This is a genomic window from Citrobacter sp. RHBSTW-00570, from assembly GCF_013739755.1.
Classification (GTDB): domain Bacteria; phylum Pseudomonadota; class Gammaproteobacteria; order Enterobacterales; family Enterobacteriaceae; genus Citrobacter; species Citrobacter braakii.
Map to the genome: position 1 here is coordinate 158626 of NZ_CP056400.1, position 20778 is coordinate 179403.

Here is a 20778-nt window from a genome sequence, read left to right on the forward strand (position 1 = left end):
CAAAGCATGATCGTGAGTAAAAAAAAGTATGACTTTCTGCTCGACCGCTACGAACAGGCCGACTCCCGGGCGGACCTGCTGGAGCGGCAACTTGCAGAGCTGAACGGGGCGATGGAGAAACATGGCACACCGTACAAGTGCATTCTGGAGTGTCGTGAAGCGGCGATGGCGGTATCCACGCCGGGTAGTGAAGAGGTGTGGCTGACGCTGGAGCGCCTGGCGTTTATTGACCGGTGGGTAAGTGCCCTGCTGCCGTTCCTGACACGACGGATGCCCGACCGGGAGCGGCTGATGTGGGAGGAGATGCTGAAAACTCGCTCTGCAGATCATGCTTATGGAATGGTGCGCGGCAAGTCACAGGGAGAAAAACAATGAAACGCGTACTGATATCGCTAGCCCTGCTTCTGACCTGCGGGGCCGGGATGGCCAGCGATCATACTGAGAACCGCCAGTTTATTCACGACCAGTTGCAGCTGGACCGCCAGCGTTTTCGTGCCCTGCAGACGCCGGAGTTTCTTCAACAGCCACGCCCGGTGGCACCACAGGATCAGGCTTTTCTGGACTCACAGGCTTCACAGTTCCGTCAGGCTATGCAACCCGGGGAACGCCCGGTGGATGTGGCCCTGGTGTTTGTGTCCTTCTCGATGCCACCAGATGAACTGAAGCAGCGCGTGAAGGATGCGGCGGAACTCAATATTCCGGTGGTTATCCGGGGGATGGTGAACGGCGACATGCGGGCCACGGCGAATGCTGTAGCTGGTCTGGTAAAAGAGAGCAATACCGGAGGCGTGCAGATAGACCCGACCACCTTTCGTAAGTACAACATTACCGCCGTACCGGTACTGATTGTCGCCTGCGGCAACCAGGGCGATACAGTTGACCGGCTTCAGGGGGACCTGACCTTACATCAGGCCCTGAAGCGGGTGGCGGAGGAGGGGGACTGTGCTGACACGGCCCGGAACCTGCTGGGTGGGGAGGTGCAATGAAACACTATCTTCCTTTACTGATGGCGATGACATCGTTCTGTCTGGTCGCGCCGCTTGTCGCCAATGACCAGTTTAATCAGGGCATGCAGCAGGGTAACGCCAGCAAAGGGCAGGGGGCCAGCGCCATACAGGGGTTTAAGCCGGGGGAAGTGATCCCCGGCTATACCGACTCGCCAGCTGAAAGCGGCTATTACGGGGGCGTCACGTCGTCCGGTGTGGATATGACCTCTCCCGGTTCTACGGCGCTGAATACGACTGAGGCCGGGAAAACCATCACCGAATCCATTCTGAACACGCCGCCGGATAACAAGCCCTCAATGGATGCGCCGTTTATCTCAGAGGGACTGGCGATGAAAGACAAGGCGGAGACCATCACCGGCGGCGGGTTTGATGGTTGCGTAGACCAGCCAGCGAGTTTTACGGAAATCACCACTCACCAGTGCCTGCGGGATACGAAAATTGAGCAGTACTGTACACGCACTGCGACCATTACCGGGGACTGGAAAAACACCGAGGTTTACCGGTATGTGACGATTTCTCCGGGGCAGTTCCGCTACAGCCAGAACGGAAAGCAACTGGTATTCAGCGTGACCTCTCCGGTTACGGGCGTAGTGATGAATGCACAACTGAAAGTGTATGCCAGTTTTTATTTCCTTAACTCCCGCTATACGTTCATGAACTCTGTTTTTAACGTTATGACGCTGCCGGGCAAGACAGATACTTTCACATTAAGTGGTGCTCCCGGTTTGAACATTACTGAAGGTCAGGTGCTGACGGGCTCCGGCTGCACAGCTAACGGCAACTGTATCGGCGGTGGTAACGGGGACTGGCAGGTTTATCAATCGCTGGCCAGTGGGAAGTCGACGTTCACGCTGACTCTGTATGTCAAAGTCAGCGAGAAAGAGTGGGTGCCACGGGTAGAGTGGTCTGAAAGCTGCCCGTTTAGTAAGACCGAAGGGGCCATGACCGGCTCACAGTGTGTGGAACCGGGGGAAACACGGACTGTCGTTGTAGACTGTAAAACCTACAGTATTCATCAGGACTGCTGGAAATGGCAGGACACATACCTGACCCAGACGGAGACGGAAGGCACCTGTGGGGAGTTCATAAAGAATTCGGCCTGCACGGTGACCCGCAGCGAGTGTGCCGATACGGTCGACGGCTTCTGCGTCAGCCAGCAGGTTACCTACTCCTGTGAACGTAAAAAGGAGGGTAACGGCCAGATTTGCGGCGGGGAATTTTTCTGCAAGGACGGCAGCTGCGCCCAGGCGCAGACAGGAACCAGCAACATGTTCGGTCAGGCCGTCTCGGCGCTCGCGGCAGTGGCCGCCGCTGGCGAGGATGTGGCCGCGCTAAATGGTGTGGACGTCCGCGCCTTTACCGGCGAAGCGCAGCATTGCAAGAAGATGGCGGTGGGCTTCAATAACTGTTGCAAGGACTCCGGCTGGGGCCAGGATGTGGGCCTGTCGAGCTGCAGCAGCGAGGAAAAGGCGCTCGGCAAAGCGAAGGATAAAAAGCTGACGGTGTATGTCGGGGAATACTGCAGCAAGAAAGTGCTGGGCGTGTGTCTCGAGAAAAAACGTGGTTACTGCGTGTTTGATTCCAAACTGGCGCGTATCGTCCAGGAGCAGGGGCGTCGTGACCAGCTGGGCGTGGGGTTCGGTAAAGGCAAGTCACCGGACTGCCGGAGTATCACGGTGGATGAACTGCAGCGACTCGACTTTGGCGTGATGAACTTCAGCGATTTCTATGATGATCTTAATGCCGGTAGTGAAATCCCGGAAGACCAGGCATTACTGAAAAAGGCGCAGGACATCATTGCCGAAAAAATGCAGGAGAACGCGCCATGAGATGTATTGCCGGTGCGCTTGCCCTGATGATGGCAGCATCACTGCATGCTGCTCCCGAGGATGTATTGGCACCTGAGTATGCCCGGGAAGAGGGATGGCAGTGGTACAACCCCAATGCTGAAGAGGCCGAACCCGAACCGGCGTCGCCGCCGACACTACGGGAACGTCTGGCCAGCATGACACCATCAGAGCAGAAAAAGGTGCTCCAGCAGGCTACCCGTGAAGCGCTGGACACCGCCATTCTGTATCCATCTGCGGAGAACTTCCGCCGCTTTATGACACTGCAGAACTTCTGGACTGACCGGGCAACGGACTTCACCCAGACGGCGAAACTGGCCCGGCTGAAGTATCCGGAGCTGGATTACAACGTGAAGCGCAGCCATTACAACGGCACGGTGGAAGCCCGCCTGACTGAAGAGAAGAAAGTCCAGAATGCGGTTATCAACCAGGTGGCGCAGCGTTATGGCCTGTTCTTTTTCTACCGGGGCAACAATGCCGTCGACAACCTGATGGCCGGGGTGATACGGGCTTTCTGTGAAGAGCGGGGGATCAGCCTGATGGCCGTCAGCGTGGACGGTAAACTCAGCGACCAGCTTCCGCAAAGTAGCCCTGACAGCGGACAGGCCGAAAAAATGCGTGTCACCCACTTCCCGGCCACGTTTCTGGTCGACCCGAAAACTCACCAGTGGCAACCCCTTGCGTGGGGGTTTATGAGCCACGACGACCTGGATCGCCAGATGGTCAGCGTCCTTACCCACTTTGCACCTGACTACTGATAACACCTGTCTTTTGAGGTAACCCATGCTTATTACTGCATTGCGGACCGCCATCCTGATGGCGGCGATGCTTGCCGGCTGTCTGCAGGCCGGAACACTGGATGATATTCGTGCTCTTGAAGCCGGAAAAACGGGCCACAGCGCCCCTGCGATGGACGCTCTCAGACTGCCGGAGAACAGGGCTACACCGACAACAGACCGTGCCGCTCAGGATACGTCACCTGTCTGGTATACGCTGAGTGACGGGCGGAAAGTTAACCTGCAGGACTGGAAGGTGGTGCTGTTCATGCAGTCGACCTGCCAGTACTGCCGCCAGTTTGCGCCGGTCCTTAAAGCCTTTTCTCAGCAAACCGGTCTTGACGTTTTTCCCATCAGCCTTGACGGGAAGGGGGATGCCGAATTCCCCGATGTTCTGCCAGCAACGCCGGATGTGATGGTGGAATATTTCCAGAGTGGCCTGCCGGTGGCCACGCCAACCACCTTTCTGACCAACGTCAACACGATGGAAACCTGGCCGCTGCTGCAGGGGGCCGCAGAGACTGGTGAGTTTCGCAGCCGGCTCGATGAGGTGCTGCGTATGGCACTGGATCGGCAGTCACGGAAAAGCATTCCACTCAACGCGCAGGGACAAAAATAATGCGACTGAAACCGCTCTGCCTGGCCTTTGCGCTGGGCCTGTACAGTGCAGGAACGGCGCATGCCGGGCTGCAGGATGACATGAATTCATTCTTTAATGACATGAGTTATGCCAGCAATACCACCTCGGCAAAAGCCTGGCAGGGGCAGGCTGCACGTTATGTCTCCGGAGGCTCGTTTTATGCGCGTACTGGTAACAAGAACATTCAACTGGTTTCCATCAGTCTGCCGTCCATTAACGCAGGGTGTGGCGGGATCGATGTATATCTGGGCGCGTTCTCTTTCATAAACTCCGACCAGATTATGGCGTTTGTGAAACAGACGATGGCCAACGCGGCGGGCTACTTCTTTGACCTTGCGCTGGAAACCACCGTACCGGAACTGAAGGCCGCGAAAGACTTCCTGCAGAAGATGGCCGCTGATATTAACCGGTTCAATATGTCCAGCTGTCAGGCGGCAAAGGCGATGGTCGACAGCGTGGCATCGCTGTGGGGTGAGAGTCAGCAGAACGTCTGCCAGTCTGTTGGTGGGCAGAAAAGCGTATTCTCGGACTGGGTGGCATCCCGTCAGGGCTGCACCTCCGGCGGGAAATACGGCTCCGTCGCAGACAAAGCCACCGGCGCGGAAAAGGACCAGGTCCTGAAGGATATTAACCTGATGTGGGATGCGCTCGGCAACAGCTCGCTCAGCAGCAATGCAGAGTTGCGTCAGTTTGCCATGAGCATCAGTGGCTCGGTGATTTTCGGCAGTTCCGGGGAAGTGCGAATTCTGTCTTCGATGGCATCCGACAGGAGCCTGCTGACAGCGATGATGAGCGGCGGTAGTGCGAAAGTATACGTCTGCGATAACCAGAATAAATGCCTGTCCCCGACCCTCAATAACGTGACGATTTCCGCAGACAAGTCGCTTATTAAGATGGTGCAGGACATGCTGACCAGCATCGAGAACAAGGCCATCACCGACACGCCACTGACGGAAAAAGAGAAGCAGTTCATCAACAGTACCTCCATCCCCATTCTTTCCTGGATTGTGGACCAGTCGTCACTGAGCGTCTCACAGTCCCTGTTTGCTCAACTGACGGATTACATCGCGGTCGATATCTATCTGCAGTATCTGGAAGCTGTGATGAAGGTGGTAAACGGATCGCTTGCCACCAAAGATTACCCTGGCGCCAATATGAAGGAGCTGAAAAATGGCCTGTCCGATGCCAGACAGGCACTTAACTCGCTGCGTATGGAGGTACAGATTAAGGAAGATGCCCTTATCTCCGCACAACAGCAAATCCGCTTTATCCGCCAGCAGGTCTCCTCAAAGATGAGCGACCGTGTGCTGGGTAACTACCAGTTCAGCAGGGTGAATTAATATGGCCGTTGATACGATTTACACCGTTGCCGGCGGGGCATGGTTTCAGGATTCGCTCAATGGCGTGGCGGCATTTTTTAACAGCAGGGCCGGAGACTCACTGATTGCTATGGCCACCGCCGTATCGGTGATTGTCGGGGCGGCAACCTATATCCGGACACGCAATATTATGGACCTGGTCAAATGGGCCGGGTTTTATGTCCTGGTGATTGCCGTTCTGGTCGGGGACAAACGGAACGTGCAGATTATTGACCTGTCTGAGCCAGCGGCCATCTATCAGGTGGATAATGTCCCTACCGGCCTTGCAGCCCCTGCCAGCCTGATAACCCGTATTGGTGCCGGAATGGCACAGGTTTACGATTTTGTGTTTGCCCGTCCGGACGCGCTGACGTACAGCAAAACCGGGATGCTGTTTGGCGCGCAGCTGGCGGCGGGGAGCAGTGATTTCCGGTTCTCTGAGCCGGAAATTCAGCGCATGTTCTCTGATTACGTCCACAACTGCGTGGTGGGTGACATTATGCTGAACAACAAGTACAGCATTGGCGACCTGATGAATTCTACAGACCCATACGCGCTGATATTCAGTAAACCCAGTCCGCTGCGTGGTCTGTATGACAAAAACCGCAATTTTCTGACCTGTGAGCAGGCCTCAACCAAAATAAACACTGATTCGAATGATATCAGTGGCCGGAATATGTTTCCGTTTCTCCAGCAGGTGCTTAACCGGATGCACGGTTTCACGAACCAGGTGTTCGGGCCGACAAACGGTGCCAGTGCGGCACTGTTCACCGAAATGCTGGGCGACAGCTATAACTATTTTCACGGCAATTCCATGACCTCCACCGAAATCATCCGCAAGAACGTGGTGATGAATGGCCTGCGCAGTGGTCTGGAGAGCTTTTCAGCGCAGAATGGCGATACGGCAGGACTGGTGAACACCGCAACGCAGACATCGATGGCAAAAATGCGCCTGTCTCAGGCGACCAGTGCGTCCATCGCTGCCAACACGCTGCCGGTGATGCACAGCGTTCTGCTGGGCATGACGATGGCGCTGTTCCCGGTACTGATTGTTCTGGCTGTGGTGAGTTCCCTGTCCTGGACCATTATCAAAGGTTATATCTACACCATTGCCTATCTGCAGATGTGGCCGATTCTGTTCTCCATACTGAACCATGCGATGAACTTCTACCTGCAGGGAAAACTCAACGGCACGCCGGTGACGCTGGCCACCTTTGACCAGGTACAGAATACCTACTCAGATATCGGGACCACAGCAGGCTGGCTGGCATTGTCCATCCCGTTTATTGCTTACGGACTGGTGATGGGACTGGGCAGGGTAGTGTCGCAGGCGGGGAACTATCTGGGACAGACCCTTCAGTCTGCCTCCACACAGTCTTCCTCGCAGGCCATTGACGGCAACTGGTCGTATAACAATATGACGACCGGGAATGTACAGGGTAACAAGTGGGATACCAACTACAGCCATCGTGAAGGTCATATGACTAACCAGCTTGAGAGCGGGGCGACGAAAACCCTGACGTCATCCGGGCAGTCGGTCTACAACACCACGGAAGCAATTTCAAAATTACCGGTCGATATTGCGCTGGGTAAAACTGCATCCAGCAGCTGGCAGCAGCAGCAACGTGATGCCCTGAGCGAAGCGCAGAGCCTCAGCAACAGTCTGTCACAGACCTCCAGCTTGGCCACCTCGCAGATGAGTCAGTGGAGCCAGCAGAGGGGAAACAGCGACACCACGGTGACAGGCAGCGATGCCTCTGCCAGCAGCAATCTGACCAAAGCGCTGAACACCATTCAATCTATTGGTTCCCGCTATGCCCGGGATGAAAATACTACTCTGGCGGAAGGGATTCGGGCAGCGGCAACGAAGAGTCAGGATATGAGTTTTGGCGCCGGGGCCAGTGTGAGCGGGAAACTAAATTCTGAGCGTCAGTTTGCAGGTAAAATCGCTGAATTTGCTACAGGCGTTTCCGTCGGTGCAGAGGCGCATCTGAAGGGAGAATATACGGGGCGGAGCGGTTCCTCCCACGGCACCAGTTCCGATCTGACCCAGCAGGGGGGGACCAGCAAAGGGTTCAGTGCTCAGGAGCTTAAGGATTTCCGCGATGCAATGGACGTGGTGACCTCCAGCCGCGTCACCGACAGCGGCAGCCATACGGACAATGCCTCGGCCTCGTTGGCGAACCAGTTGTCGTCCACCTTCTCCAGCCTGAAAAGCCAGGCATCGCAGTATAATGATGCGGTTACCCGCAGCCATGAATACTCACAGCTGGCCAGCTATGCAGAGAACAACAGTGCCAGTATTAACCAGAACTACTCGCAGGAGTTTGTCGGGTATGTCACCAGTAAGCGTCCGGGTGAAGCTGACCAGTTGCTTTCTGACGCGGCCAGCCCGGAAGTCCGTGCCGAGCGTGACAGACTGACGCAGGCATTTGTGGAAGACCGCATGAAGCCGCAATTGCTGCAGGAGTTTGAGCAGAACAGGGGCCGTACCGGTGAGGGGATGGGAAGTGTGGGAGCTTCCTCTGGTGGCGGTAATCTGCAGAGTGAATATGATACGCAACAGACACAAATGGAAAACCGGGCAAATGCTGGCGGCGTGAGACTGCAGGATGATGTCAGCAGTGATGTGGCTGACAGACGCCGTCACGCTGAATCTCAGGTAAATAGTGAAAAAAATACTGTGATCTCATCCGGCAATACACCGAAGGAAGAATACAATCGCTTGCAGAGTGAGCATGAACAGGGTAATAAAAACTTTAATGATGCCAAGAGTGCTGAAGAAAAAAGGCAAAATGATTGGATCGGTGATAATGGTGTAGAGAGAAAGGAATTGAATGATATCAAAGATAACCTGCAAAAAAAGTTTGACCAGGATTGACAGGAGGGATAATGAAACGTTCAGAACTGGAAAAGGATGCTGCATACATTCTGGATAAGTTTAAACAGCTAGACTATGAGATTCCATCAAACCGCCAAATTCTGAAGGTTATTTTTTATAAGTTGGTGATTGTTTATGTATTTCAGTTGCTGTTTATTGTTTCTGATATTTTTATAAATTCAAATGTTAGTGAGTATCATTATTTTGATACATTTGTGCTGTCTCTGGGGTCTAATGCTTTTTTTAGTCTTGTTTTTTTAATGTCAACATACAATCTTGTTAGCCTAAAACTTTCTTTAGGCAGCGAAATCACAGAACAATCGGTTTTGTTAAAATTGGTTGAGCGAAAAATTAACTCTTATAGTCTATTTCTCCTGGCAGTGAATGCTATTGTTGGATGTATTTTACTGTCATCGGGGGAGCGGTTTGTAGCTGGACTGGGATTCTCATGGTTTGTAACGTATTTAATTAGCATGCTGACGCTACAAACATCTCTTTCTAGATATATGACTCCTGCGGTGGTTAGCAGTTTGTCAAAAGTGAAAGAGTTGCTTTCTGCCTCCCCAAAATAAGCGTCTGATTTTGTGACGCATTCTGAAAATTCGCAAAGTACAACCATAGTGTTGATGTGGTTGTGCTTCTGCCTGTACATTAACTATACACACATTGAATGTGTGGAGTAATAACAATAAGTACCTCCGGGTATTGCATATAACATGCGACTTATATGGAAATGAGAAAAACTATATGAAACATAACGTTAATCTGATGGCAATGACTGCCGTTTTATCCTCTGTCCTCGTGCTCTCTGGGTGTGGCGCGATGAGCACAGCGATTAAGAAACGTAACCCCGAAGTCAAAACTCAGATGAGTGAAACCATCTGGCTGGAGCCGTCCTCACAGAAAACCGTGTATCTCCAGATAAAAAATACCTCTGACAAAGACATGTCCGGCCTGCAGGCGAAAGTGACCAAAGCTGTTCAGGATAAGGGCTATACCATCACGTCATCGCCGGACAGCGCACACTACTGGATTCAGGCCAATGTCCTGAAAGCCGATAAAATGGACCTGCGTACCGCCCAGGGGTTCCTGAGCCAGGGCTACGAAGGCGCGATAGCGGGCGCTGCATTAGGTGCGGGGATCACCGGTTATAACTCCAGTTCTGCCGGCGCGACATTAGGTGTTGGCCTGGCGGCGGGCCTGGTGGGAATGGCCGCTGACGCGATGGTGGAAGATATCAACTATACGATGGTGACGGATATTCAGATTTCAGAAAAAACCACCGCAAGCGTGCAGACCGATAATGTCGCCGCCCTGAAACAGGGTACTTCCGGATATAAAGTGCAGACCAGCAGGCAGACAGGTAATCAGCATAAATACCAGACCCGTATCGTGTCATCTGCCAATAAAGTTAACCTGAAATTCGAAGAAGCAAAACCTGTCCTCGAAGATCAGCTGGCGAAATCTGTCGCCAATATTCTGTAATACACTCAGGGTGGCCGCCGGGTCACCCTGTTTTAAATCTCATTTCCTGAAATACATCACACTATTTAATTACATTAAATAATCTGTTAGCGCATGCAGACAGACCTGTATCCGGCATGTCTGCTGGTTACCTGCTTCCGGGAAAATATAATGAGCCTGAATCCTCGCGACTTAACGCAGGGCGGTCAGGTCGCTTTTATGCGCCTGAAAATGTTCCTGCAAATAAATAACCTGATTTCTTATTACGTTATTATGGGAACGGTATTATTTGGTATTGCCGTACTGCTGATGCGTATGAGTATTCAGAATCTGACCAACGGCATTATTTATTGGTTTGTCCGGGTAATGTCGCCTTTTACTGAAAAAATGGTCAGTCAGCCTGTCTATACCATCCGTTATTACGAACATAACCTGCAGTACAGCGCCAGGCAGGTGTTGAGTGACAGTTACACCATGTACTGCGGCCAACTGCTGAAACAGGAACTGGTTATTGCAGGATGTGCCGCGCTGCTGATCGCCTTTCTGGCCACGCTGGCCGTGTACTGGTATCTCGGGCGTGCTGGCCGTAAACAGAGTGAGGATGAAATTATCGGGGGCCGGGTACTCTGCGAATCGCCAAAAGAAGTTGCCCGGATGATGAAAAAACGCGGGGAAGCATCCGATATTCGTATCGATGACCTGCCGCTAAAGCTGGATTCTGAGATTCAGAATATGGCTATGCATGGCACGGTATCAACCGGTAAATCCACCCTGATGCGCAAGATTTTAAAACAGCTTCGTGACAGGGGCGATCTGGTCATTATCTACGACAAAGGCTGTACGTTCGTTGAGGACTTCTACGACGAATCCCGGGATAAAGTACTTAATGCGCTGGATTCCCGTTGCCCGAACTGGGATTTGTGGGAGGAATGCCGCTCTATCGCCGAACTGGAGAATGCCAGTACGACCCTGATCCCGGCCAGTAGCGGTGAAGATCCTTTCTGGCAGGGCAGTGCGCGCACCATCTTCGCGGAAGGTGCTGAGCGCATGCGTAAGGACGAAGATCGCAGCTACAACAAATTCCTGCGCACACTGCTGGCCATAAAGCTGGACCAGCTGCGGGCTTTCCTGGCCGGTACGCCAGCCTCCACTCTGGTTGACGGAAAAATTGAGAAGACAGCCATCTCTATCCGGAGCGTGCTGACAAACTACGTTAAAGCGCTGCGCTACCTGCAGGGCATCGACCGTCCGGGACGGGAGAAGTTTACCATCCGGGAATGGATGAAAGGCCAGACCGATAAATCGAAGAATGGCTGGCTTTTTATTACCTCCGATGAACAGAACCATGAGTCTCTCAAGCCGCTTATTTCACTGTGGCTCAGCATTGCCGCCACCAGTCTTCTCGCTATGGGGCCGAACCGGCAGCGGCGTGTCTGGTTCTTCTATGACGAACTGGCGTCGCTGCATAAATTGTCCTCATTACCGAGGATTATTTCAGAAGCCCGTAAATTTGGCGGTTGTTTTGTGCTGGGTTTTCAGAACATCGCCCAGATGGAAGAAATCTATGGTCCTAAAGCCGCTGCGGGGCTGTTTGACCTGCTGAACACCAAATTCTTCTTTCGTTCCCCGAGTGCGGAAATTGCGCAGTTTGTGGAAAAAGATCTGGGGGAAACCCGGCGTAAAAAATTCAATGAACAGACCAGCTTCGGCCATGAGCAGGTCCGTGACGGGATTTCCTTCGGCAAGGAGGAAGAGTGTGTCACGGTGGTGACCTATTCAGACGTCCAGAAACTTAACGATCTGCAGTGTTATGTCACCCTGCCCGGTGACTATCCCGTTGTAAAACTCTCCATGAGCTATGAGGCAATACCCAAAGTGGCAGATGCCCTGTTGCTGCGTGACGTACAGACGAGTCTTGATCAGACGCTTGAGGATGAAATTCGGCGCCGTAGTGAAGAAGAACGGCACAAGTTTGCCGGATTGTTCGAGGGAGAGTCGTTAATTCAGGCTGTTCCGGGCGGTGCGTTTATACCGGAGGGTAATCTTTCGAATACCCCTCCCCCTTCCGCCGACCTGGTGGCTGCTGTCCTCGCGGAAGCGAATACGCCTCCTGCGACGTGGCCATTGCAGACAGAGGGGGCTTCCGGCGATGCAGATACCGAAAACACGGCTTCCGCTGAAGGTGGCCCAGCCTCGACCGGAGGGACTGAGCGTGATATCGAACAGGATTTACCACAGGATATTCCCCCGGGCCTGAACAGCGACGGTGAGGTTGTGGATTTCGCAGCGTATGAGGCATGGGCTCAGACCTCACACCAGACTCGCGATATGACCCGCAGGGAAGAAGTCAATATCAACCATGCGACAGTAAAAACGCATGAGATGGATGACGGGAGGGAATACTGATGCTCTCCATTTCTTCCATCAAGGGTGATGCGGGCTATTACAGCCACGAAGACAACTACTATGCCAGCGGTTCACTGGATTCCCGCTGGATGGGGGAAGGCGCGGAGAAGCTGGGCCTGAAGGGGGAGGTGGCCAGCGCCGATATGGATGCGGTCCGCCAGGGCAGACTGCCTGATGGCAGTGACCTGTCCCGGATGGTGGATGGTGTCAACAAACACCGCAGTGGTTATGACCTGACGTTCTCCGCCCCCAAAAGTGTGTCCGTCATGGCGCTGGTCGGGGAAGACCGACGTTTTATTGAGGCGCATAACCGGGCCGTGGCGGTGGTGATGAAGGAGGTGGAGCAACTGGTCAGCGCCCGCATCACGCAGGAGGGAAAAACGGAAACGGTGCTGACTGGCAGTATGGTGGCTGCGTTGTATAACCATGACACCTCCCGGGACCTGGACCCGCAGGTGCACACCCACGCCCTGGTCTTTAATGCGACATTCGCCGATGAAAAATGGCGGTCGCTGGCCAGCGATACCCGGATGAAAACTGGCTTTTCTGAGAATCTGTACGCCACCAAGATAGCGCTGGGAAACCTGTACCGTTCTGCCTTACGTGAAGATATTGAGTCGATGGGATTCGAAACGGTGGCGGCGGGTAAACATGGCCTGTGGGAGCTGAAGGATGTGCCGGTGGACATCTTTTCCTCGCGCAGTCAGGCAATTCGGGAAGCCGCCGGACCTGATGCGTCAGCAAAATCGCGTGATGTTGCCGCACTCGATACACGACAGGCTAAAGCCTGGGCTGACCCGGATTTGCTGAAAGCCGACTGGCGCCGACGCTTAACGGACGAAAAATTTGATATCGGACATTACATCAGTCAGGCGCAGGCGCGTGTGGAAATTACTGGTCCTGTTGTTGCTGGTCAGGAGGGGATGCGTGCGCCGGGCCAGCCGGGAATCGCGTCTTCCGGCGAGGCTGCTGACGAACTGGTGCAGAAGGCCGTCAGCGACACAATCTCCGCGCTGTCGGACAAAAAGGTCCAGTTTACCTGGTCGGAAATGCTGGCCGGCACGGTCAGTCGTCTGCCCTCCGCACCTGGTCTGTTTGAGCAGGCCCGTGCCGGTATTGAGGCCGCGATTGAAGGGCAGCGTCTTATTCCCCTGGACCGGGAGAAGGGCATATTCACCTCTGATATCCACCTGCTGAACGAACTCAGCGTCCATCAGCTGGCGCGTACGGCCGTTGCGGAGCAAACCGTTCTGGTCTTCCCAGAACGGGCACAGGGACGCGATATACCTGCCGGGGATGCTGTCTCTGTGCTGTCGCAGGATAAAAGCCCGGTAGCCATTCTGAGCGGTCGCGGAGGCGCGCAGACCCTGCGTGAGCGCACGGAAGATGTGGCCATGATGGCCCGCTCACAGGGCCGTGAGGTGATGGTGATTGCAGCCGACGGTCGCAGTGGCCAGTTTCTGTCAGAAAGCCCGCATCTGGCAGGCCATGTAATGCTGCGCTCGCAGATGAATGCAGACACCGTATTGCCGGTGCAGGGCACGGTTATCGTTGACCGGGCGGAGAGACTGTCGCTGAAAGAAACCGTGCTGCTGCAGGAAAAGGCGCTCAGCGCCGGGGCGCAGCTGATATTTATGGACACGGAGAACCGGCAGGGAACGGGCAATGCCCTGTCGGTGCTGAAAGAGGCGGATATTCCCCAGTACCGGTTTTACGGCACGCAGCTGCCGGAGGTACGACTGGTCAGCGAGGCGGATAAACGGAGCCGTTATGACCAGCTGGCGCAAGAGTACGTGCGCCTGTCTGCTGAAGGGCGGGATGTCGTGGCCCAGGTGACCGGTACCCGGGAACAGCAACAACTGACGGAGGTTATCCGGGATACGCGGCGTGAGGCCGGAGAGCTGGGCCGGGAGCAGGTGACACTCCGGGTACTGGAGCCGGTGTGGCTGGACAGCAAAACCCGTCATCAGCGCGATAACTACCGGCCCGGGATGGTGATGGAGCAGTGGGACGCTGAGAAGAAAACAATGACGCGGCACACCATTGACCGGGTGGCTGAGGCCACTAACAGCCTGGTGCTGCAGGGGGAAGACGGCACCAGGCTGACCCTGAAGGTGACGCAACTGGACGGCAGCTGGAGCCTGTACCGCAGCCGGACACTGGAGGTTTCTGAAGGGGACCGCGTCAGGGCGCTGGGGCGTGAGCTGAAGGGAGCCATCAAAGCGAAAGAGCAGTTCACCGTGGCGGGGCTGGAAAACGGCGCAGTACGGCTGCGCAGCGGTGACCGGGAACTGCGTCTGCCCACTGAACGGGCCGTGAAGCTGACTCATGACTATGTGGAAGGGACCGGGGCGGGTACCAGCGCCTCGCGCACGGTACTGGCCGCAGTCGGTCCGCGAGGGCTGAATAAACAGGCCCTGAACGCGCTGGCGCAGAGCGGCAGCGACATCCGGATTTATACGCCGCTTGCGCCTGAGCAGGCCGCACGCAAAGTGGAGAGTGTATCTGCCGTGCGACTGGCCAGTGACCAGGTCCGTCAGTCGACCGGCGAGGCAAATCTGGATACGGCCATACAGGCCAGCTGTGAGCGTCTGATGTCGGATGCAGAGCAGGCGGTGAATCTGGCCATCCCTCGCGCGCAGCAGGGACAGGTGTATCTCAGTGAACTTACCCTGCTGGCCGAGGCCGTGAAGTCGGGCCAGCCGCTGGCTGATGTCCGGGCTGAAATCGTCAGGCAGGTTGACAGCGGGGCGCTGATTAAGCTGGATTCGGTTGCCGGAGCGGGAAACCGCGTCCTGGTCCCGCGTGTGGCGTATGAGATGGAAAAGACCATCATCCGCCATATTGCTGAGGGTAAGGATGCTGTACAGCCCCTGATGGCGCTGACGCCTGCTTCGGTACTGTCAGGCTTGACTACAGGCCAGCGGGATGCCACACGGACGGTACTGGAGAACACTGACCGCTTTATGTCCATTCAGGGCTACGCCGGGGTGGGGAAAACCACCCAGTTCCGGGCGGTGATGGGTGCCCTGAACACCCTGTCTGAATCCGTGCGCCCGCAGGTCATCGGCCTGGGACCCACACACCGCGCCGTGCATGAGATGCGTGAGGCCGGGGTGGAGGCACGAACGCTTGCCAGTTTTCTGAGTGAAACCCGCCTGGCCATACAGGCCGGGGAAACACCGGACTTCCGCAATGTCCTGTTCCTGACTGATGAGAGCTCGATGGTGGGTAACCGCGATATGGCAGAGCTCTATCAGCTGGTTGCCGCAGGCGGCGGACGAATGGTCTCCAGCGGGGACACCGCGCAGCTGCAGGCCATCTCAACCGGTCTGCCATTCCGCCTAGTGCAGCAGCGGAGCGCCATCGATACGGTGGTGATGCAGGAGATTGTCCGCCAGACCCCGGCGCTGCGCCCGGCGATTGAAAGCATCATCGCCGGTCAGGTGGAGATATCCCTGCGCCAGGTGGATGACGTCACCCCACAGCAGGTCCCGCGTCAGCCCGGGGCCTGGGTGCCCGATAACTCGGTCATGGAAATCCGTGCGCCGAAAAAGGAGCAGGACCAGGTGCAGGACACTCCCGTTGCCGGCGAACAGACACTGACGCCAGAACAGCTGGCCCTGGTGCGCACCGACATCATTGAAGCTATCCGGGATGACTGGATGGGGCGCACCCCGGAGGCACAGCAGCAGACACTTGTTGTGGCGGAACTCAACGCCGATCGTCATGCCATCAATGATGGCATTCATACCGCCCGGCATGAGAAAGGCGATACTGGTGCTGAAGAACGCACGTTCACCGTCCTGGAGCCGCTCCGGGTGCCAGACAACGCCCTGCGTGCGGCTGAAACCTTTGCGGAGTACACAGGCGCCGTGGCCATGATGAACGAGCGCTACTGGACGGTGGCGGAGGTGGATACGCAGGACGCCGTGGTCACGCTGCGTAATGCTGACGGGGAGTCGGTGCTGATCTCTCCTCAGCAGAACACTGCACAGGATATTTCCCTCTTCACACCCCGCGATCTGACGATCAGTCAGGGGGACAGGGTGCGCTTTACCCGCTCGGACACCGACCGCGGCTATGTGGCCAACAGCCTGTGGGAGGTGGCCGGGTTCACTGACGACGGGGCCATCCGCTTCCGACAGGGAGAACAGGAGAAAATCGTCGACCCGCAGGCCACGACGGAGGACCGTCATATTGACCTCGCCTATGCCCTGACGGTGTATGGCGTGCAGGGGGCCAGTGAACGCTTTGCCATTGCCCTGACCGGTACCGAAGGTGGCAGGAAAAGAATGGCGTCTCTGGAGTCCACTTATGTGACGCTGTCACGCGCAAAAGAGCATGTGCAGGTCTATACCGACGATCTGGCTGGCTGGAGTGCCGATGCCCGGCACTCAAATGCCGGACAGACCGCCCATGACCTGCTGCACCAGAAAAGTGACCACGAATCCGACACCGGCAACCGACTGCTGGCCACTGCCTCACGTCTGGATAAAACCGCGCTGGGCCGCCGGGTACTGGCGGAAAACGGCCTTGAGGGTGAAACAATGGCCCGCTTTATTGCTGCCGGCAAAAAATACCCGTCACCCTATGTGGCCCTGCCGGCCTGGACCCGTCACGGGAAAGCGGCCGGGGCGCTGCTGACTGAAATCCGCATCGAGGATGACGGAATGCGCGTGGTGCTCAGTGATGAGTCCCGGCTGCGTGGCGGGGAGGATGCGCAGTTCGCCGGCCTGCAGGCCAGCCGTAACGGACAGACACTCATTGCTGATGATGCACAGACGGCGCTGCGCCTGGCACAGGAGAACCCGGAGAGCGGGGTGGTGATACGCCTGCACGGTGAAGAACGGTTGCTCAATGCAGCCCGCCTGACCGGGGGACGAATCACGGAGCCTGATGAGGTGGCACGGACAGTGCGCAGTGTGGCGGAGGCTGAATCGGCGGCGAAAGCGGAAGACCCCATTACGCTGCCTCCTGATGAGCAGCAGAAACTGGCAGAGGCACAGGAAAAAGCGGCACGGGAGCTGGCGGAGCAGGCCCGGCAGGAACTGCTGCCGGCATTGCCGGGGACGGAAGGTGATAAGCCTGACCCGCTGCTGTCGGCCAGTGACGAACGTCGTCTGCGTGACGGTACAGAACGGGAAACCCGGGAGCTGGATGAAGCTGTCCGGGAAGCGGTGGCAGAAGGCCGGGAACCCCGCCAGCAGGTACGTGATCAGATGCAGCGTACCGAACGTGAGTGGGTGGTGAATGTGCCGGAGAAAGAGATTGAGCTGGAAAAAACGCTCGGTGGGGACTGATTCAGGGAGGATATGTGTATGTTTACCGGAATATTCATTATGGCCATTCTGCTCGCCGGATTTGTGGTATTGCTCAGGCAGGCCGGTTCAGCCCGGCATCCACTTTTGCAGAGACTGCGTGAAAAAGGTATTCGGCCGGGCAGAACTGAACTGTTGCTGTGCCGCCGACCGTCGTTCGTCAGTGCCGGTCAGCTGATGACGGAGCGGGAGCAGCGTTTTCTGCGCCGGCTCGACAGGGTGACCGATACCCGCCAGTGGCGGCTGTGCCCGCAGGTTCGAGTGGCCGATATCGTCAGAGTGGCGCCCGACCGTAAGTCCGGGAGCCGTGAATGGTGGCAACTGTTCCGCCTGGTATCGCAGTGGCACTGCGATGTGGTTATCACGGACCGCACCGGAAGAATCATTGTGGCAGTGGAGCTGGACGACCGTTCCCATCAGGCACCGAAACGTCAGCGGCGTGACCTGCTGCTTGAAGAGGTGCTGAAACAGGCGGGTATCCCGCTGCTGCGTGGCGATGATGAGCAACAGCTGGCGGAGCGCGTCAGAGCACACCTTTGCGCACAACGACAGGAGGCTGCAACATGAATCCGGGTAAATCTGTTGCCCTGCATCCTTTCAGGCTGACCCTGAATTTCTCCGCGCTGCAGCGTGATGTCATCCGGATGGCCGCGTTTCTGGCAATGGTGGGGGACCACATCGCCACTGCCTTCCTGCTGGAGATGCCCTTACTGAACATGGCCGGGCGTTGTGCATTCCCCCTGTTTGCGCTGGTCAGTGGCTGCAACATGGCAGGCAAAACCCTGCGTCAGCACAGCCTCAACCGCCTGTGGCTGATGGCACTCCTGGCGCAGCCGGGTTACTGGCTGGCCTTCAGGGAAGCCGGACTCATGTGGTGGCAACTGAATATCCTGTTCGCTTTCGCTGTTGTCATGCAGGTGACCCGCTTCCTGCAGGCGACGACCGTGCTTAATGGCGTTGCAGCGTTCACGGCCCTGGTGGGGTATCTGCCGCTTAGCTCTGCCAGTTACGGTATACCAGGTCTGCTGATGCTCGCCGGCGCGCTTCTTATCTGGCAGGTCCGGGACTCACTGCGGCCAGCCCTGTTTGCTGTCTGGCTGTTGCTGGTCGCCCTGCTTAATGCCCGACATGGTGATGTGATGACGTTTTCCGGTGTACTGCTGACGTTGACTGTGCTGTTTTGCGTGCACGGGCTGGTACCGGCTCCCGGACGACGCCTGCAGGCCGGACGGTGGTTTGCACCAGCGTATGCCCTCCATCTGCTGTGTATTGGTTTTCTGGTCAGTGTTCTCTGACCTGTCTTTACTGTTGCTTTAATCAAACAAAAGGAATTCACATGAAAAATAAGCAAATCGCTTTATCAGCGGTTATCTCTGGTTGCCTGTCATTAAGCGGGCCGGTGTTTGCTGCGCCTGCAATTCTTCAACCAGTTCAGACAGTTATAGAACCAGACGGTTTTAAAAACGTTCCGGTACGCCAGATTCAGCAGGGAGAACAGGTAACGACCAACGTTCTGTTGCGTCAGATCCTGGCGGAGGTGATAAAGACAAATAGTCTGAAGGAAGATAAACGCTGTAGCGATGGTGAGAAGAACTATTCTCCGGGCTACATCATCAGCGTTGGCAATAAAACGCTGCGTTGTGATATTGCCAAGGATTACCCTCAATGGATCGAGGGGGACAAAGCTTGAGAGCGAAAAACCTTCTGTCTAATCCTGGTTTGTTCAACAAAACGGCCTGACGCCTCCGCAGGGCGTCGTTGTCCAACCCCGGCAATCGGGGAAAAGCGAGTTTCCCCCGATTCCGGCGTTTCTGAATACATCCAGCGAAGGAAATACCATGCAAACAATGCCTAAAAAACATATGTGCCGATGGCTTCTGCCCGGCCTGCTCGGTCTGGTTCTGTGCGCGCCAGTACCGAATACTTACGCAGCCACCGTTGAGGCAGGATTTTCTCCGGAAGGTACAGCTCTCCAGCTGGTTCTTAAGACAATTGAGACCGCGCAACAGGAAATCCGTCTGATGGGCTATTCCTTCACCTCTCCGGAGGTGGCTAGGGCACTTGTCAGGGCAAAACGTCGGGGCGTAGATGTGGGCGTGGTTCTGGACTGGAAAGCTAATACCGGAAAGAACAACAACGCCAGTAAAGCAGCCATGAACATTCTGGTTGGTGCTGGTATCCCGGTTCGTACAGTCAGTGCCTACAAAATTCTCCATGATAAAGTGATCGTCGTTGATGGCCGCAACACCCAGGTCGGCTCATTTAACTTCAGCCGGGCTGCAGACCGTTCGAATTCGGAGAACGTGCTTGTCGTCTGGGATGACCCAGTCTTAGCCCGCAGCTACCTGAACCACTGGACATCCCGCTGGGCGCAAGGAACGGACTGGAAACAGACGTACTGACATCCCAAGAAACGATCCTGAAACGTAAACCGTGCGCCAACACAGGTTACGTTCATAAAGTAAGTCGCTGATTTCAGGAATCTGTAGTATTCTCTGCAAACGATCCAAGTTTGATCCTTGAGGAGGCAGAGATGTCGCAGATCGATAATGCAGTAACTTCCTCATCGAAACGAGCTTACCGAAAGGGTACGCCTCTTAGTGTAAGTGAGAGGAAAATGCGTTCGGTATCCCGTAAAAGGGAGACTCATAAACCTGTAAATGTGTTCATCCAGAATTCTCACAAAGATAAACTGGACGCATTTTGTCAGGAGAATGGGTTAACTCAGGCAGAAGCGATAGAGCTGCTCATAAAACGAGAATTGTTAGGTGAGTAGTCACATTCCTTGATCGAACTGTCTTTGAATGCTAAATTCCTGTTCGTATAAAGAATTTTGATGGCTGGCCACGCCGTAAGGTGGCAGGGAACTGGTTCTGAGAGGTATCAACCTGGGACCAGAAAAGCAAAAACCCCGATAATCTTCATCTAGTTTGGCGACGAGGAGAAGATTACCGGGGCCTACTTAAACTGTATAGCCATCAATCAGGCTATGCAGGGAGTATAGTTTTATGCTCAGAAAAGTTCAATACTTGTTTCTGCGCCATTTACTCCTTCCGCGCATTGTAAGTGCAGGCGGGT

Annotated in this window: 16 protein-coding genes; all 16 read left to right on the forward strand. The window is 55.4% G+C overall.

Translation table 11 applies throughout. The features are described from left to right. Window positions 1-6: 6 nt before the first annotated feature. The 16 genes from HV237_RS25030 to HV237_RS25105 all read left to right on the forward strand — a co-directional run bounded on the left by HV237_RS25030 (window position 7) and on the right by HV237_RS25105 (window position 20476). Window positions 7-375, forward strand: coding sequence for a hypothetical protein (locus HV237_RS25030; RefSeq protein WP_032430812.1), 369 nt, complete (start codon window positions 7-9; stop codon window positions 373-375). After that, complete coding sequence (trbC, locus tag HV237_RS25035) at window positions 372-986, forward strand: type-F conjugative transfer system pilin assembly protein TrbC (protein WP_032430811.1); 615 nt, start codon at window positions 372-374, stop codon at window positions 984-986. The genes HV237_RS25030 and trbC overlap by 4 nt, the downstream gene beginning before the upstream one ends. Beyond that, a complete protein-coding gene (gene traN / locus HV237_RS25040; protein WP_032430810.1) occupies window positions 983-2836 on the forward strand; it encodes a type-F conjugative transfer system mating-pair stabilization protein TraN in 1854 nt (617 codons plus the stop codon). Before trbC ends, traN begins: the two co-directional genes overlap by 4 nt. After that, a complete protein-coding gene (gene traF / locus HV237_RS25045; protein ID WP_071446640.1) occupies window positions 2833-3612 on the forward strand; it encodes a type-F conjugative transfer system pilin assembly protein TraF in 780 nt (259 codons plus the stop codon). The genes traN and traF overlap by 4 nt, the downstream gene beginning before the upstream one ends. Before the next feature lie 25 nt (window positions 3613-3637). Then, complete coding sequence (gene trbB, locus HV237_RS25050; protein WP_032430808.1) at window positions 3638-4249, forward strand: type-F conjugative transfer system pilin assembly thiol-disulfide isomerase TrbB; 612 nt, start codon at window positions 3638-3640, stop codon at window positions 4247-4249. After that, a complete protein-coding gene (traH, locus tag HV237_RS25055) occupies window positions 4249-5610 on the forward strand; it encodes a conjugal transfer pilus assembly protein TraH (protein WP_032430807.1) in 1362 nt (453 codons plus the stop codon). Before trbB ends, traH begins: the two co-directional genes overlap by 1 nt. 1 nt (window position 5611) lies before the next feature. Beyond that, on the forward strand, window positions 5612-8509 hold the full coding sequence (gene traG, locus HV237_RS25060; RefSeq protein ID WP_047715678.1) for a conjugal transfer mating-pair stabilization protein TraG: 2898 nt from the start codon (window positions 5612-5614) through the stop codon (window positions 8507-8509). Between the two features lie 11 nt (window positions 8510-8520). Continuing rightward, window positions 8521-9081, forward strand: coding sequence for a hypothetical protein (locus HV237_RS25065; RefSeq protein ID WP_047715676.1), 561 nt, complete (start codon window positions 8521-8523; stop codon window positions 9079-9081). Between the two features lie 175 nt (window positions 9082-9256). Next, the gene (traT, locus tag HV237_RS25070) at window positions 9257-9994 is read left to right on the forward strand and encodes a conjugal transfer complement resistance protein TraT (protein ID WP_047715675.1); all 738 of its coding nucleotides are present in this window, start codon (window positions 9257-9259) and stop codon (window positions 9992-9994) included. A 150-nt stretch (window positions 9995-10144) separates the two neighbouring features. Next, window positions 10145-12379 carry a type IV conjugative transfer system coupling protein TraD gene (gene traD, locus HV237_RS25075; protein ID WP_047715674.1) on the forward strand — a complete coding sequence of 745 codons (2235 nt, stop codon included), beginning with the start codon at window positions 10145-10147 and terminating at the stop codon, window positions 12377-12379. Beyond that, window positions 12379-17682 (forward strand): conjugative transfer relaxase/helicase TraI, encoded by a 5304-nt coding sequence (gene traI / locus HV237_RS25080; protein WP_047715673.1) that lies wholly within the window; start codon window positions 12379-12381, stop codon window positions 17680-17682. Before traD ends, traI begins: the two co-directional genes overlap by 1 nt. An 18-nt stretch (window positions 17683-17700) precedes the next feature. After that, on the forward strand, window positions 17701-18267 hold the full coding sequence (locus HV237_RS25085) for a DUF2726 domain-containing protein (protein ID WP_047715672.1): 567 nt from the start codon (window positions 17701-17703) through the stop codon (window positions 18265-18267). Next, on the forward strand, window positions 18264-18995 hold the full coding sequence (gene traX, locus HV237_RS25090) for a type-F conjugative transfer system pilin acetylase TraX (protein WP_071446724.1): 732 nt from the start codon (window positions 18264-18266) through the stop codon (window positions 18993-18995). The genes HV237_RS25085 and traX overlap by 4 nt, the downstream gene beginning before the upstream one ends. A gap of 41 nt (window positions 18996-19036) precedes the next feature. Further along, on the forward strand, window positions 19037-19390 hold the full coding sequence (locus tag HV237_RS25095; RefSeq protein ID WP_047715670.1) for a hypothetical protein: 354 nt from the start codon (window positions 19037-19039) through the stop codon (window positions 19388-19390). A 148-nt stretch (window positions 19391-19538) separates the two neighbouring features. Further along, window positions 19539-20102, forward strand: coding sequence for a phospholipase D family protein (locus tag HV237_RS25100; RefSeq protein WP_047715669.1), 564 nt, complete (start codon window positions 19539-19541; stop codon window positions 20100-20102). A 131-nt stretch (window positions 20103-20233) separates the two neighbouring features. Then, window positions 20234-20476 carry a replication regulatory protein RepA gene (locus HV237_RS25105; RefSeq protein WP_000078032.1) on the forward strand — a complete coding sequence of 81 codons (243 nt, stop codon included), beginning with the start codon at window positions 20234-20236 and terminating at the stop codon, window positions 20474-20476. The last annotated feature ends 302 nt before the right edge of the window (window positions 20477-20778 follow it).

Excerpts from the sequence above, each read along its gene's own strand:
- HV237_RS25030 (WP_032430812.1), top strand. The coding sequence starts at position 7 with ATGATCGTGAGTAAAAAAAAGTATGACTTTCTGCTCGACCGCTACGAA.
- trbC (WP_032430811.1), top strand. The coding sequence starts at position 372 with ATGAAACGCGTACTGATATCGCTAGCCCTGCTTCTGACCTGCGGGGCC.
- traN (WP_032430810.1), top strand. The coding sequence starts at position 983 with ATGAAACACTATCTTCCTTTACTGATGGCGATGACATCGTTCTGTCTG.
- traF (WP_071446640.1), top strand. The coding sequence starts at position 2,833 with ATGAGATGTATTGCCGGTGCGCTTGCCCTGATGATGGCAGCATCACTG.
- trbB (WP_032430808.1), top strand. The coding sequence starts at position 3,638 with ATGCTTATTACTGCATTGCGGACCGCCATCCTGATGGCGGCGATGCTT.
- traH (WP_032430807.1), top strand. The coding sequence starts at position 4,249 with ATGCGACTGAAACCGCTCTGCCTGGCCTTTGCGCTGGGCCTGTACAGT.
- traG (WP_047715678.1), top strand. The coding sequence starts at position 5,612 with ATGGCCGTTGATACGATTTACACCGTTGCCGGCGGGGCATGGTTTCAG.
- HV237_RS25065 (WP_047715676.1), top strand. The coding sequence starts at position 8,521 with ATGAAACGTTCAGAACTGGAAAAGGATGCTGCATACATTCTGGATAAG.
- traT (WP_047715675.1), top strand. The coding sequence starts at position 9,257 with ATGAAACATAACGTTAATCTGATGGCAATGACTGCCGTTTTATCCTCT.
- traD (WP_047715674.1), top strand. The coding sequence starts at position 10,145 with ATGAGCCTGAATCCTCGCGACTTAACGCAGGGCGGTCAGGTCGCTTTT.
- traI (WP_047715673.1), top strand. The coding sequence starts at position 12,379 with ATGCTCTCCATTTCTTCCATCAAGGGTGATGCGGGCTATTACAGCCAC.
- HV237_RS25085 (WP_047715672.1), top strand. The coding sequence starts at position 17,701 with ATGTTTACCGGAATATTCATTATGGCCATTCTGCTCGCCGGATTTGTG.
- traX (WP_071446724.1), top strand. The coding sequence starts at position 18,264 with ATGAATCCGGGTAAATCTGTTGCCCTGCATCCTTTCAGGCTGACCCTG.
- HV237_RS25095 (WP_047715670.1), top strand. The coding sequence starts at position 19,037 with ATGAAAAATAAGCAAATCGCTTTATCAGCGGTTATCTCTGGTTGCCTG.
- HV237_RS25100 (WP_047715669.1), top strand. The coding sequence starts at position 19,539 with ATGCAAACAATGCCTAAAAAACATATGTGCCGATGGCTTCTGCCCGGC.
- HV237_RS25105 (WP_000078032.1), top strand. The coding sequence starts at position 20,234 with ATGTCGCAGATCGATAATGCAGTAACTTCCTCATCGAAACGAGCTTAC.